The organism is Enterobacter sp. MGH 16, assembly GCF_000493175.1.
Taxonomy (GTDB): domain Bacteria; phylum Pseudomonadota; class Gammaproteobacteria; order Enterobacterales; family Enterobacteriaceae; genus Enterobacter; species Enterobacter roggenkampii.
Genome location: NZ_KI535695.1, coordinates 4,272,966 through 4,286,252, shown reverse-complemented (window position 1 = coordinate 4,286,252; position 13,287 = coordinate 4,272,966). Strand labels below are relative to the sequence as shown.

Annotated in this window: 14 protein-coding genes; 12 read left to right on the top strand and 2 right to left on the bottom strand. The window is 58.5% G+C overall.

Annotated elements, in window-relative coordinates:
* Positions 1-78: 78 nt before the first annotated feature.
* Positions 79-1,071: a 2-keto-3-deoxygluconate transporter gene (kdgT, locus tag L362_RS02895; protein WP_008500071.1), complete on the top strand. Its 993-nt coding sequence runs from the start codon at positions 79-81 to the stop codon at positions 1,069-1,071.
* Between the two features lie 57 nt (positions 1,072-1,128).
* Here the strand turns inward: kdgT and L362_RS02900 are convergent, their stop codons facing one another.
* Both L362_RS02900 and crfC read right to left on the bottom strand, forming a co-directional pair.
* Positions 1,129-2,004, bottom strand: a complete 876-nt coding sequence (locus L362_RS02900) for a diguanylate cyclase regulator RdcB family protein (protein ID WP_023345289.1) — start codon at positions 2,002-2,004, stop codon at positions 1,129-1,131.
* Entirely contained in the window at positions 2,001-4,346 is a 2,346-nt protein-coding gene (crfC, locus tag L362_RS02905) for a clamp-binding protein CrfC (RefSeq protein WP_023345288.1), read from the bottom strand. Before crfC ends, L362_RS02900 begins: the two co-directional genes overlap by 4 nt.
* 594 nt (positions 4,347-4,940) lie before the next feature.
* Here crfC and L362_RS02910 point away from each other — a divergent pair.
* The 11 genes from L362_RS02910 (at position 4,941) to phnK (ending at position 13,159) form a co-directional block, all read left to right on the top strand.
* Positions 4,941-5,276: a zinc ribbon domain-containing protein YjdM gene (locus L362_RS02910; protein ID WP_008500067.1), complete on the top strand. Its 336-nt coding sequence runs from the start codon at positions 4,941-4,943 to the stop codon at positions 5,274-5,276.
* A 123-nt stretch (positions 5,277-5,399) separates the two neighbouring features.
* The gene (gene yjdN, locus L362_RS02915; protein ID WP_023345287.1) at positions 5,400-5,840 is read left to right on the top strand and encodes a VOC family metalloprotein YjdN; all 441 of its coding nucleotides are present in this window, start codon (positions 5,400-5,402) and stop codon (positions 5,838-5,840) included.
* A 173-nt stretch (positions 5,841-6,013) separates the two neighbouring features.
* On the top strand, positions 6,014-6,802 hold the full coding sequence (phnC, locus tag L362_RS02920; RefSeq protein WP_023345286.1) for a phosphonate ABC transporter ATP-binding protein: 789 nt from the start codon (positions 6,014-6,016) through the stop codon (positions 6,800-6,802).
* 24 nt (positions 6,803-6,826) lie between these two features.
* A complete protein-coding gene (gene phnD, locus L362_RS02925; protein WP_023345285.1) occupies positions 6,827-7,843 on the top strand; it encodes a phosphonate ABC transporter substrate-binding protein in 1,017 nt (338 codons plus the stop codon).
* A gap of 102 nt (positions 7,844-7,945) precedes the next feature.
* Entirely contained in the window at positions 7,946-8,725 is a 780-nt protein-coding gene (gene phnE, locus L362_RS02930) for a phosphonate ABC transporter, permease protein PhnE (RefSeq protein ID WP_021242916.1), read from the top strand.
* Between the two features lie 20 nt (positions 8,726-8,745).
* Positions 8,746-9,471, top strand: coding sequence for a phosphonate metabolism transcriptional regulator PhnF (phnF, locus tag L362_RS02935; RefSeq protein ID WP_023326523.1), 726 nt, complete (start codon positions 8,746-8,748; stop codon positions 9,469-9,471).
* Positions 9,472-9,924 (top strand): phosphonate C-P lyase system protein PhnG, encoded by a 453-nt coding sequence (gene phnG, locus L362_RS02940; protein WP_023345284.1) that lies wholly within the window; start codon positions 9,472-9,474, stop codon positions 9,922-9,924.
* Positions 9,921-10,505, top strand: a complete 585-nt coding sequence (phnH, locus tag L362_RS02945; RefSeq protein WP_023345283.1) for a phosphonate C-P lyase system protein PhnH — start codon at positions 9,921-9,923, stop codon at positions 10,503-10,505. Before phnG ends, phnH begins: the two co-directional genes overlap by 4 nt.
* A complete protein-coding gene (locus L362_RS02950) occupies positions 10,505-11,569 on the top strand; it encodes a carbon-phosphorus lyase complex subunit (RefSeq protein WP_021242918.1) in 1,065 nt (354 codons plus the stop codon). Before phnH ends, L362_RS02950 begins: the two co-directional genes overlap by 1 nt.
* Positions 11,562-12,407 (top strand): alpha-D-ribose 1-methylphosphonate 5-phosphate C-P-lyase PhnJ, encoded by an 846-nt coding sequence (locus tag L362_RS02955; protein WP_008500058.1) that lies wholly within the window; start codon positions 11,562-11,564, stop codon positions 12,405-12,407. Before L362_RS02950 ends, L362_RS02955 begins: the two co-directional genes overlap by 8 nt.
* Positions 12,404-13,159, top strand: coding sequence for a phosphonate C-P lyase system protein PhnK (gene phnK / locus L362_RS02960; protein WP_021242920.1), 756 nt, complete (start codon positions 12,404-12,406; stop codon positions 13,157-13,159). Before L362_RS02955 ends, phnK begins: the two co-directional genes overlap by 4 nt.
* The last annotated feature ends 128 nt before the right edge of the window (positions 13,160-13,287 follow it).

Genomic DNA, 13,287 nt, shown 5'->3' with positions numbered 1-13,287 from the left:
AATGCCAATCAATTGAATTTATTGACTAACTTTTAACACCGAACGCCCGTCCTGCGGGGTCAGATGTGAGGATTGTCCATGAAGATTAAAGCCACGATAGAACGCATACCCGGCGGTATGATGCTGGTTCCGCTGGTGCTGGGCGCCATCCTGAATACCCTTGCCCCTGATACCGGGGCTTATTTTGGTGGTTTCACAAAAGGCATGATAACGGGCACGGTTCCAATTCTTGCCGTCTGGTTTTTTTGTATCGGTGCATCCATTAATTTGCGGGCGACCGGTACCGTATTACGGAAATCCGGCACGCTGGTAATAACCAAAATAGCGGTAGCCTGGGCGGTGGCAATGATATGCGCGATGTTCATCCCGGAGAATGGAATTCAGACCGGGTTCTTCGCGGGGTTATCGGTGCTGGCGATTGTCTCCGCGATGGATATGACTAACGGCGGATTGTACGCCAGCCTGATGAACCAGTACGGGACGAAAGAAGAGTCCGGCGCATTTGTCTTGATGTCTCTCGAATCAGGCCCGCTAATGACGATGCTGATCCTGGGGTCTGCTGGCCTGGCCTCTTTTGAACCCCACCACTTTGTCGGCGCAATCCTGCCCTTCCTGATCGGCTTTGCCCTTGGCAACCTCGATCACGATCTGCGTGATTTCTTCAGCAAAGCCACGCCGGTGCTGATCCCGTTCTTCGGCTTTGCGCTGGGGAACACCATCAACCTGAAGGTTATCCTTGATACCGGCCTGCTGGGTATTGTGCTGGGTGTCGCCGTAATCGTCATTACCGGTATTCCGCTGATTGTTGCCGACCGCGTGATCGGGGGAGGAAACGGCACGGCGGGCGTCGCCGCCTCTTCAGCCGCAGGCGCTGCCGTCGCCAACCCGGTGATTATTGCCCAGATTAACCCGGCCTTCGAACCGGTAGCCGCTTCAGCGACGGCGCTGGTTGCCGCCAGCGTGATTGTCACTGCGCTACTGGTGCCGATCATCACGGCGCTATATGCGAAACGCTACGCCAATGCCCCCGAGCAAAATATCGAACGAAAAGCGGTCGAACTCCGCCATTAACACACCGCACCAAACCCTCCCCTCTTCCCTGCGGGGAGAGGGTGAGGGGTAAGGGATTTACCCAAAAATCTCTTCCACCATCCCGTCCACCAGCCGTTTTGCCGAACAGAGCCTCGGCATCCCCAGTGCGACGGTCTGCCAGTTTTGCGTCACTGACCAGCTCACCGGATGCTTATCCGCCTGACACCAGTCCCCCAGCCAGCCCAGCATGTCTTTATGATCGATCGATCCGGGAGAAGCAGGCGCAGTCAGCCACTGGTGATAAAAATGGCGGGTCGTGGGTGAGGCATTAATGCCCTGCGCCAGATAGTTAGCCGCCATGCTGCACAGGTTATCCTTAAGCATGGCCGCCACATCTTCTTTCGCGAGGCGGCATGCGTCGCCAAATGCTCCCCAGCGCAGTTCTTCCAGAACGATAAAACAGCGCCCGGCCAGCGACCAGCCATCATAATGTCCGGCCCGCCAGCGGGTAAAAATTTGCTCGCTGTGCTCACCCGCCTGCACCGTTAGCCCGCGCTGGGTCAGCGCCTTTTCTTTCCAGGCTGCGCGTTGGGTAAAATGAGACACGAGATCGGCGTACTGCTGCGTCAGTCCGGGAGACTGCAGGGTGCGCGGGTGAGTCTGCTGACGCAGCGCAATCAGCTTCTCTGCCATCAGCGTCAGCGCGAGATGGCCCGGATCAAGCATCCCGGCCAGCTTTTCCGCCAGCCCCAGGCGCAGCGCCGCATTTTCATTGAGCATCCCCGCCATCGCCCAGGGGCGTAGCCGGGTATGCGTCATGATTTCCTGCGTCAAACGCTCGCGAAACTGCAGCTGCTGTGGTCCCAGGCGAGGATGACGCGCCGCGTCTCCCCCCTGCACCAGATCGACCATAAATTTTGGATTAATACACTCCAGCGTTCGCCCGGGGCCGTCCAGTAGTGGTGTTGTCATGGTTGCTCTGCCGCGAATAGAGTTTGAATATCATCGCGTAACAGTCGGGTATCTTCCTGTATCCACGTCGCAGTAGTGATGCTTTGCTTCAACAACTGGCAGAGCGCTCGGGTTGAGTGCTCATTTTGCTGACGCACTGCGAGGCTATCACGCAAGCTTTCCTGTAACCCGGTCAGGCACAACGAAAATTCTGCAAAGAACGTCGCCATTCCTGCCGTAACAGAGACATCGACCTGCGCGGACAAAGCTTTACGTATTTGTTCACAAAACTGATCAATATGTTGCTTAAATTTGTCATGTAGCTGCGCAATGTCGATAACATAGCGCGTGCGCGTTTCCACATACTCGTCCCAGCCCCAGCCAGGATTATTGAGCCAGCGAGAGACCGTTTCGCGCATGCTGCTCCCGCCGGAAGGCGGGGCGGCCTGGCTGTCGTCCTGCGCAATCGCATCGTTAAACAGCGCTCGCGTATTGAAGTTAAGCTGGCTTGCCTGAAACGCCGGGAAGCTGATCCGCGCCCGAAAACCCGCATGGCTCAGATGCTCTTTAATACGCGTTTCGATGGGACGCATGGCTTCGTTAAGAGAACGCGCCAGCGTGGACTCCAGCTGATCGAAGCGTAACGCCAGCTCACGGCCGATCTTCGTCTGGGCATCCAGCATCACCCGCTCGCAGGAAGCGCGTAATTTACTCAGCGCAATCTGCGCCTGCCTTTCATCGTCCAGCACCAGCTGCTTCACCCTCTCACCGCGAAGTTGCTGCCGTTCGGTGCCTGCCGAATCAAGAATCGGGGGCGTGCTGAACACCTGGTCAATCGCCTGGTGAAGCGCGGTTTTTTGGGAGCCCATAAAGTCCGCGGTGGCGTTCAGCGCTTCCTCAACCTCGTGTTTCACCTCATCGCTCACCACGCGCTGACGCGTCTGCAAAAGCGCCATGTCCTCTTCCAGACGTGCGATATTCAGCTCCAGCGCCTCAAAGGCCACCGTCAGCCCCTGATAGCGGAAATCGAGATACTCGCGGGCGTTTTGCGCGTAGTTAAGAAGCTTATGCGAGGCTGAACGCAGCGCGTAGAGCGAGGCATTGGCATAGGCGGCGTAAATCAGTTTCCGTATCGGTTGCTCGAAGAGCGAATCTTCCCAGAGCAAATCGGCAGAATGTCGGATATGGTCGATATCGTCCAGATCCGCCGTACGCCAGCGACGTCCGAGTGCGGCTTCGGCAAAATCCTGCACCCAGGGTTGCTCCTGATGATCCGGCAGTCGTCCATGCGAACTTAGCTCATAGCGCGCGCGGTTCGCCAGATACGCCCACATGGACGACACGGGGTAAATCTGACCAGGCGAAATATTGCCTTTCATTAAGGTGCCGGAGATCATCGCCCGAATCTGTTCTTCATCATCGCTATTGCGATCTTTCTGATCGAATTTATTGACCAGCGCATACAGCGGCACCGATTTTCCCGCCGCGGAAATCGCCTGGCGGACTTCTTCATCAGAAATGGATTTAAGCTGGGTATAATCCATCACGGCCAGTACCGCCGATGCGCGGGACAACTGCTCGCTGAGCATTTTTTGCAGATGCGGCTGTCCGGCCTCGTTCGGCCCGGGCGTATCGAGCAGCGTCAGCTGCCCGAGGTGGGCATCCAGGCCCGCAAGATGCACGAACTCCACTTCAATCACCGGGATATGTTCAATAGCCGTATATTCAGAGAACGGAAACTCCACACCCAGCGCCTGGGAAAGTCTCACCAGATCGTTGAGGCTTTTCAGACAATGAAATATCGGCTGCGCGCCCAGGTGATGCTTCTCAAACGCTTCCCCTTTTTCAATGCGCTCCAGCAGCGTATTCATGTCTTTATCAATTTCCAGACGCTGAGCCAGCTTCCCGCGGTCGTAATCACAGAGCTGTTTCTGAAGCAGTTGGATCAATTCATCAATCGGGGAGGCATGAGAGAAATGCAGCACCGGTTCCTTCTGACCCGGCGTGTGGCGAATCAACGTCGGAAGCGCCGTCATTGGACGATTGCGGTTCGGCAACACTTCGGTACCCACAATCGCATTAATGGTGGTCGATTTCCCCGCTTTCATGGTGCCAACAATGGCCAGGACCATTTCCAGCCGGGTTATTTTGCGTAATTCATTATTCAGCATCGCCTGCTGGGCGTCGACACCGCGCGCGCTAAAATGCAAAGGTAAAACGTTGTTTGTTTCGCCAGTAATAGCAGCCTCTGTGCTCTCCAGCATCTCAGTGGGCATTGATTTCAACGTATCAAGATTTTGCAGGGCAAGCTGTAACAAACGCTCGGCTTCCTGGCTTAATTCAAAAATGGTCTGTGTGTGCATGATAAAAGCCTTTCCTTAACGCAAATTTATTACTTTTATTAAGCCACTGGTTTTAATTATGTTGTTCAGGCTTATATGATCACGTGTGGAAAACATGTTCGCCGAAATATAACTGATTGAAGATAATCAGGAATAATTCCCTATCCTTGCATGGCGTGTAGAACTCTTCTCCAGGCCTGATAGCCAAAAGAAAAAAGCGTAGCCCATTTTTAAGAAACTTCAGGATATATCACCATTATTTACCCACCTAAAAAGAGAGGTAATGCACCACTGCCATAAGATATGTATGGCAGCAAAGTCCGGAGATAAATAACAATGTGTCGCTTCACCTTATCCGAAATGGCAGAGCGTAGCAATTTGCTGCAATAAAATATTCGATATATTTATCGTCATTTCTTCCCACCGTGTTAATGGACATAAGCTTCGCGTAACTGACTGACAGAACGTGTCACTCCCGATACGCTTTTTGGCTTTTTTAATTCACAATATCACCGACAACGGTGTGGATTTGCGCTATACTTGCCGCCTTTTTCGGCACCCTGCCGTCATTTAGCTGGCACTTTCCAGCGCGTTTACACTTTTGAGGATACCGATATGTCTCTCCCACACTGCCCAAAATGCAATTCTGAATACACCTATGAAGATAATGGCATGTTCATCTGCCCGGAATGCGCTCATGAATGGAATGATGCCGAGCCGGCTCAGGATGCTGATGCGCTCATCGTAAAAGATGCGAACGGCAACCTGCTGGCGGACGGTGACAGCGTTACCGTCGTTAAGGACCTGAAGGTGAAAGGCAGTTCTTCCATGCTGAAGATCGGCACCAAAGTGAAGAATATCCGTCTGGTTGAAGGCGATCATAATATCGACTGCAAAATTGACGGCTTCGGTCCAATGAAACTGAAATCTGAGTTCGTGAAAAAGAACTGATTTTTCACCTGTACGCCCGGTAAGCGAAGCGCCACCGGGCGATTTTGCCGGATGCGCTACGCTTATCTGGCCTACAAAAAAAGAACTAAACTTAACGGGCTTTTCTTACGTGAGGTAAAGATTATGCCGTTAAGTCCCTACATCTCTTTCGCCGGCAACTGCGCTGAGGCCACCGCCTTTTACCAGCAAGCCGTCGGCGCAGAACTTCTCTATAAAATTACCTTCGGCGAAATGCCAAAAAGCGATAACAGCGAAGAAGGCTGTCCGTCCGGTATGCAGTTTCCGGATTCGGCTATCGCCCACTCCAACGTCCGCATTGCGGGCAGCGATATCATGATGAGCGACGGGATGCCGCCCGGCAGCAACGCGCAGTACGCGGGCTTTACGCTGGTTCTCGACACCCAGGACGTCAATGAAGGCAAGCGCTGGTTCGACAACCTTGCCGATGGCGGGAATATCGACATGGCGTGGCAGGAGACCTTCTGGGCGCACGGTTTCGGTAAAGTCACCGACAAATACGGCGTGCCGTGGATGATTAACGTCGTCAAGCAACAAACGTCGTAGGCAGGACACGCGCAGCGCAGCCGGCAACAGCGACCGGTGGCGCTGCGCTGACCGGGCCTACGATGATTGTCATCAAACTCCGCTCAACTCTTCAAACTCCCGCAACCTGCACTTAACCCAAATGTCACATTGATGCGCCAGCATGAGGCCACATTTATCGTGAGGCCCAGCACATGCAAACTGTCATCCGCGTCGAGAAACTGAGCAAGACCTTCAATCATAACAAGGCTCTGCATGCCGTTGATCTGACCGTCCGGCAGGGCGACATGGTGGCGCTTCTCGGGCCTTCTGGCTCGGGTAAATCCACCCTTCTGCGCCATTTGAGCGGGCTTATCACCGGCGATAAAACGCCGGAAAGCAACGTCGAGCTGCTGGGTAATACCGTACAGCGCGCCGGGCGTCTGGCGAGCGATATCCGCAAGAGCCGCGCCCAGACGGGCTACATCTTCCAGCAGTTCAACCTAGTAAACCGCCTGACGGTGCTGGAGAACGTGCTGATTGGCGCGCTCGGCAGCACCCCGTTCTGGCGCACCTGTCTGCGCTGGTTCACCCCTTCCCAGAAGCAGGAAGCTTTACAGGCGCTGACCCGCGTCGGCATGGCGCATTTCGCCCACCAGCGCGTTTCCACCCTGTCCGGCGGGCAGCAGCAGCGCGTGGCGATTGCGCGCGCGCTGATGCAAAAAGCGCAAATCATTCTTGCTGACGAACCCATCGCCTCGCTGGACCCGGAGTCCGCCCGCATCGTGATGGAGACCCTGCGCGACATTAACCAGAACGACGGCATTACCGTGGTGGTCACGCTGCATCAGGTGGATTACGCCCTGCGCTACTGCGAACGCATCGTCGCCCTGCGTCAGGGACACGTGTTCTTTGATGGCGCGAGCCATCAGTTTGATAACGAACGTTTTGACCATCTCTACCGCAGCATTAACCGCGTCGAAGAGAACGCGCAGGCTGCTTAAATAAACCCGATCCGAGGAAAGTACATGAGCTACAAAGCCGTTGCCGCGCTGGCCTTTACCAGCATGTTCAGCCTCAGCACCCTGTTAAGCCCGGCGTATGCGGAAGAGCAGGAAAAAGCGCTGAACTTCGGCATTATTTCGACGGAATCACAGCAAAACCTGAAACCTCAGTGGGAACCGTTCCTGAAAGATATGGAAACCAAGCTGGGGATCAAAGTGAACGCCTTCTTCGCCCCGGACTACGCGGGCATCATCCAGGGGATGCGCTTTAATAAAGTGGACATCGCCTGGTACGGCAACCTCTCCGCCATGGAAGCGGTGGACCGCGCGAACGGCCAGGTCTTTGCCCAGACCGTCGCGGCAGATGGCTCCCCGGGCTACTGGAGCGTGCTGATCGTCAACAAAGACAGCCCGATCAACAACCTCAACGACATGCTCGCCAAACGCAAAGAGCTGACCTTCGGCAACGGCGATCCGAACTCCACCTCGGGTTACCTGGTCCCTGGCTACTACGTCTTCGCCAAAAACAACGCCTCCGCCAGCGACTTTAAGCGCACGGTAAACGCCAGCCATGAAACCAACGCTCTGGCCGTGGCCAACAAGCAGGTGGACGTTGCCACCAACAACACCGAGAACCTCGACAAGCTGAAGACGTCCGCCCCGGACAAGCTGAAAGAGCTGAAGGTTATCTGGAAATCCCCGCTGATCCCCGGCGACCCGATCGTGTGGCGTAAAAACCTGTCCGAAAGCACCAAGGACAAGGTGTACGACTTCTTTATGACCTACGGCAAAACGCCGGAAGAGAAAGCGGTCCTGGAACGTCTGGGCTGGGCACCGTTCCGCCCGTCAAGCGACCTGCAGCTGGTGCCGATTCGCCAGCTGGCGCTGTTTAAAGAGATGCAGGGCGTGAAGGACAACAAAGGCCTGAAGGACGAGGAGAAGACCAGCAAAGTGGCCGCGATTCAGGCTCAGCTTGAAGACCTCGACCGCCTGACCGCCGCGCTCGGCGCGATGACCTGCGTGAATAAAGCGGTGCAGTAACGCTTTTCGCCCGGTGGCGCTGCGCTTACCGGGCCTACATTTTGGATCGTAGGCCGGATAAGCGTAGCGCCATCCGGCACACAAAGACCTGCGGAGTAACACATGCAAACCATCACCCTCCCGCCGCCGAAGCGCAGCTGGTTCTCGCTCATAAGCTGGGCCATCCTGCTGGCGGTGCTGGTTATCTCCTGGAAGGGCGCGGAAATGGATCCGCTGCTGCTCTTCAAAGACGCGGGCAATATGGCGACCTTCGCCGCCGACTTCTTCCCGCCGGACTTCAGCCAGTGGCAGGACTACCTCAGTGAAATGGCGGTCACCCTGCAAATCGCCGTCTGGGGCACCGCGCTGGCCGTTATTCTCTCCATTCCGTTTGGCCTGATGAGCGCTGAAAACATCGTGCCGTGGTGGATATACCAGCCCATGCGCCGCCTGATGGACGCCTGTCGGGCGATCAACGAAATGGTCTTTGCGATGCTGTTCGTGGTCGCCGTCGGCCTCGGTCCGTTCGCGGGCGTCATGGCGCTGTTCATTCACACCACCGGCGTGCTCTCCAAGCTGCTTTCCGAGGCGGTCGAAGCCATCGAGCCCGGTCCGGTGGAAGGCATTCGCGCCACCGGCGCCAATAAAATCGAAGAGATCCTCTACGGTGTCCTGCCGCAGGTGATGCCGCTCCTGATCTCCTACTCCCTGTACCGCTTTGAGTCCAACGTCCGCTCCGCCACCGTCGTCGGCATGGTCGGCGCAGGCGGGATTGGCGTCACCCTGTGGGAAGCGATTCGCGGTTTCCAGTTCCAGCAAACCTGCGCCCTGATGGTGCTCATCATCGTCACCGTCAGCCTGCTGGATTTCCTCTCTCAACGTTTGCGTAAGCACTTCATCTGAGAAGCGAGGCTTTGTTTTCTATGCACTTATCCAGACATCCGACCAGTTACCCCACCCGCTGGCAAGAGATTGCGGCAAAGCTCGAAGTGGAGCTGCGCACGCATTACCGCTGCGGAGACTACCTTCCTGCCGAGCAGCAGCTTGCCGACCGCTATGAGGTGAACCGACACACACTGCGCCGCGCCATTGACCAGCTGGTCGAGCGCGGCTGGGTGCAGCGCCGTCAGGGCGTGGGCGTGCTGGTGCTGATGCGCCCGTTCGACTACCCGCTTAACGCCCAGGCGCGCTTTAGCCAGAACCTGCTGGATCAGGGCAGCCACCCGACCAGCGAAAAGCTGCTCTCGGTGCTACGTCCGGCCTCCAGCCACGTGGCGGACGCGCTGGGTATTCAGGAGGGCGACAACGTCATCCACCTGCGCACGCTGCGCCGGGTCAACGGCGTCGCGGTGTGCCAGATCGATCACTACTTCGCGGATCTCACCCTCTGGCCGGTGCTGCAGAATTTCTCCAGCGGTTCGCTACATGATTTTCTCCAGAATGCGACAGGCATTGCGCTGAAACGCACCCAGACGCGCATCAGCGCCCGCCGCGCGCAGGCGAAAGAGAGCAAAGTGCTCGAAATCCCCAATATGGCCCCGCTGCTCTGCGTGCGCACCCTCAACCACCGTGACGGCGAGATCGACGCGACGGAATACTCCGTCAGCCTGACCCGCGCCGACATGATTGAATTCACCATGGAGCACTGAATGCACTTCGACACCGCCACCCGACAGCGCTGGATGCGCGTGCTGGCCCACAGCCAGCCTGCTGCGCTCTCTGCCCGCATGAACGCCCTTAGCCTGGCTCCCGGGTACGACCTCCTCCGCGCGCCGGAGATCGGCCTCGTTCAGATCCAGGCGCGCATGGGCGGCACCGGCGAGCGCTTCTTCGCCGGGGATGCCACCCTCACCCGCGCAGCGATCCGCCTGCACAGCGGCACGCTGGGCTACGGCTACGTGCTGGGGCGTGATAAAGCGCACGCCGAGCGCTGCGCGGTCATCGATGCGCTTTTACAGGAACCACCGCATTTCCAGACGCTGATGGAAACCCTTATTTCCCCGCTGGAGGCCAACCGCGCCGCACGTCTTGCCGCGCGTCAGGCCGAAGTGAATACCAGCCGGGTCGACTTCTTTACGCTCGTTCGCGGAGACAACGCATGACGCTTCAACCTGCTTTTACCCTGGCCGTCCAGGATGCCCAACACAGTTTCCGTCGCCTGCTGAAGGCCATGAGCGAGCCGGGCGTGATTGTCTCGCTGCATCAGCTCTCTCAGGGCTGGCTGCCGCTGAACCTGGCGACAACCAGCGTGCTGCTCACCCTGGCCGACAACGATACCCCGGTATGGCTTTCGGGCGCCCTGTCGAACGACATCGCCAGCCAGAACCTGCGTTTTCACACCGGCGCTCCGCTGGTCGATCAGCCCCGGCAGGCGATCTTTGCCGTGGCCGACGAACAAATCAGCCATGAACAGCTGAATGCCCTGAGCGAAGGCACCGCCGTCGCCCCGGAAACCAGCGCCACGCTGATTTTGCAGGTCGCCAGCCTGAGCGGCGGCCGCATGCTGCGCCTGACGGGCGCAGGCATCGCCGACGAGCGCATGGTCGCGCCGCAGCTGCCGGAGTGCATCATTCACGAGCTGACCGAGCGCCCGCACCCGTTCCCGCTGGGCATTGACCTGATCCTGACCTGCGGCGAGCGCCTGCTGGCCATCCCGCGGACCACCCACGTGGAGGTGTGCTGATGTACGTTGCCGTCAAAGGGGGCGAAAAAGCGATCGCCGCCGCCCATGCGCTGCAGGCGCACAGACGACGGGGTGATGAACAGCTCCCTGAGCTGAGCGTCGCCCAGATTGAACAGCAGCTTAATCTCGCCGTCGATCGGGTGATGACCGAGGGCGGTATCGCCGACCGCGAGCTGGCGGCGCTGGCCCTCAAGCAGGCCAGCGGCGATAACGTGGAAGCCATCTTCCTGCTGCGCGCCTACCGCACCACGCTGGCGAAGCTGGCGGTCAGCGAACCCATCAACACGGCGGAGATGCGCCTGGAGCGCCGCATTTCTGCCGTTTATAAAGACATTCCCGGCGGCCAGCGGCTCGGCCCTACCTATGACTACACCCATCGCCTGCTGGATTTTACCCTGCTGGCGAACGGCGAGGCGCCACGACTCAGTACCTCTGACGCCGAACAGGAACCGTCTCCGCACGTCTTCAGCCTGCTGGCGAAACAGGGCCTGGCGAAGGCGGAAGAGGACTCCGGCGCGCAGCCGGATGACATCACCCGCACGCCGCCGGTTTACCCGTGCTCGCGTTCTTCCCGCCTGCAGCAGCTGATGCGCGGCGACGAGGGCTATCTGCTGGCGCTGGCCTACTCCACCCAGCGTGGCTACGGGCGCAACCACCCGTTTGCCGCCGAAATTCGCAGCGGCTATATCGACGTCGAAATCGTGCCGGAAGAGCTGGGTTTTGCCGTAAACGTCGGCGAACTGCTGATGACCGAGTGTGAAATGGTGAACGGTTTTGTTGCGCCCGAAAATGAAGACCCGCACTTTACCCGCGGCTACGGGCTGGTGTTTGGTCTCGGCGAACGCAAGGCGATGGCCATGGCGCTGGTCGACCGCGCCCTGCAGGCACCGGACTACGGCGAGCACGTTGCTGGCCCGGCGCAGGACGAAGAGTTTGTGCTGGCCCACGCGGATAACGTCGAGGCCGCGGGCTTCGTCTCGCACCTCAAGCTGCCGCACTACGTCGATTTCCAGGCCGAACTGGAACTGCTGAAACGCCTGCAACGGGAGCGCAAACATGGCTAACTTAAGCGGCTACAACTTTGCCTATCTGGACGAGCAAACCAAACGCATGATCCGGCGCGCCATCTTAAAAGCGGTGGCGATTCCTGGCTATCAGGTGCCGTTCGGCGGTCGAGAAATGCCGATGCCCTACGGCTGGGGGACGGGCGGCATCCAGATTACCGCCAGCGTGATCGGCGAGGCGGACGTGCTGAAGGTCATCGACCAGGGCGCGGACGACACCACCAACGCCGTATCGATCCGCACCTTCTTTCAGCGGGTAACGGGCGTCGCGACCACCGAAAAAACCGAAGACGCGACGCTGATCCAGACCCGCCACCGCATTCCCGAAACGCCGCTCACGGAAGATCAGATTTTGATTTTTCAGGTGCCGATCCCGGAGCCGCTGCGCTTTATCGAGCCGCGCGAAACCGAAACCCGCACCATGCACGCGCTGGAAGAGTACGGCGTGATGCAGGTGAAGCTGTATGAGGATATCGCCCGCTTCGGCCATATCGCCACCACCTACGCCTACCCGGTGAAGGTCAACGGCCGCTACGTGATGGACCCGTCGCCGATCCCGAAATTCGATAATCCGAAGATGGACATGATGCCCGCCCTGCAGCTGTTCGGTGCCGGACGTGAAAAACGCATCTACGCCGTACCGCCGTACACCCGTGTAGAGAGTCTCGATTTTGACGATCACCCGTTTACGGTGCAGGAGTGGGACGAGCCGTGCGCCATCTGCGGATCCAAACACAGCTACCTGGACGAAGTGGTGCTGGACGACACGGGCAAACGGATGTTTGTCTGCTCCGACACCGATTTCTGCCGCCAACAGAGCGAGGCGAACGGCCAATGAAACCGCTGCTTTCGGTAAATCACCTGACCCACCTGTATGCGCCGGGCAAAGGCTTCAGCGACGTGTCGTTCGAGCTGTGGCCGGGCGAAGTGCTGGGGATCGTCGGCGAGTCCGGCTCCGGCAAAACCACCCTGCTGAAATCCATCTCCGCGCGCCTGACGCCGCAGAACGGCGACATTTTGTATGAGGGCGCCTCGCTCTACGGCATGAGCGAGGCCGAGCGCCGCCGCCTGCTGCGCACCGAGTGGGGCGTGGTGCACCAGCACCCGATGGACGGCCTGCGCCGTCAGGTCTCTGCCGGAGGCAATATCGGCGAACGCCTGATGGCCACCGGCGCGCGCCATTACGGCAATATCCGCGCCACGGCGCAGCACTGGCTGGAAGAAGTGGAAATCCCCGCCTCGCGCATCGACGACCTGCCGACAACCTTCTCCGGCGGCATGCAGCAGCGTTTACAGATTGCCCGCAATCTCGTCACCCATCCGAAGCTGGTGTTTATGGATGAACCCACCGGTGGGCTGGACGTCTCCGTGCAGGCGCGCCTGCTCGACCTGCTGCGCGGCCTGGTGGTAGAGCTGAACCTGGCGGTGGTGATTGTCACCCACGATTTGGGCGTCGCGCGCCTGCTGGCAGACCGCCTGCTGGTGATGAAGCAGGGTCGGGTGGTGGAAAGTGGGTTAACCGACCGCGTGCTCGACGATCCCCACCATCCCTACACCCAACTGCTGGTGTCGTCCGTGTTGCAGAACTGAGGGTGCTGCTGCCGGGTGGCGCTGCGCTTACCCGGCCTACGAATAGCGCACCTGTAGGCCGGGTAAGGCGAAGCCGCCACCCGGCAACGCGAACACCGCACCTTGTAGGCCGGGTAAGGCGAAGCCGC

Excerpts from the sequence above, each read along its gene's own strand:
- kdgT (WP_008500071.1), top strand. The coding sequence starts at position 79 with ATGAAGATTAAAGCCACGATAGAACGCATACCCGGCGGTATGATGCTG.
- L362_RS02900 (WP_023345289.1), bottom strand. The coding sequence starts at position 2,004 with ATGACAACACCACTACTGGACGGCCCCGGGCGAACGCTGGAGTGTATT.
- crfC (WP_023345288.1), bottom strand. The coding sequence starts at position 4,346 with ATGCACACACAGACCATTTTTGAATTAAGCCAGGAAGCCGAGCGTTTG.
- L362_RS02910 (WP_008500067.1), top strand. The coding sequence starts at position 4,941 with ATGTCTCTCCCACACTGCCCAAAATGCAATTCTGAATACACCTATGAA.
- yjdN (WP_023345287.1), top strand. The coding sequence starts at position 5,400 with ATGCCGTTAAGTCCCTACATCTCTTTCGCCGGCAACTGCGCTGAGGCC.
- phnC (WP_023345286.1), top strand. The coding sequence starts at position 6,014 with ATGCAAACTGTCATCCGCGTCGAGAAACTGAGCAAGACCTTCAATCAT.
- phnD (WP_023345285.1), top strand. The coding sequence starts at position 6,827 with ATGAGCTACAAAGCCGTTGCCGCGCTGGCCTTTACCAGCATGTTCAGC.
- phnE (WP_021242916.1), top strand. The coding sequence starts at position 7,946 with ATGCAAACCATCACCCTCCCGCCGCCGAAGCGCAGCTGGTTCTCGCTC.
- phnF (WP_023326523.1), top strand. The coding sequence starts at position 8,746 with ATGCACTTATCCAGACATCCGACCAGTTACCCCACCCGCTGGCAAGAG.
- phnG (WP_023345284.1), top strand. The coding sequence starts at position 9,472 with ATGCACTTCGACACCGCCACCCGACAGCGCTGGATGCGCGTGCTGGCC.
- phnH (WP_023345283.1), top strand. The coding sequence starts at position 9,921 with ATGACGCTTCAACCTGCTTTTACCCTGGCCGTCCAGGATGCCCAACAC.
- L362_RS02950 (WP_021242918.1), top strand. The coding sequence starts at position 10,505 with ATGTACGTTGCCGTCAAAGGGGGCGAAAAAGCGATCGCCGCCGCCCAT.
- L362_RS02955 (WP_008500058.1), top strand. The coding sequence starts at position 11,562 with ATGGCTAACTTAAGCGGCTACAACTTTGCCTATCTGGACGAGCAAACC.
- phnK (WP_021242920.1), top strand. The coding sequence starts at position 12,404 with ATGAAACCGCTGCTTTCGGTAAATCACCTGACCCACCTGTATGCGCCG.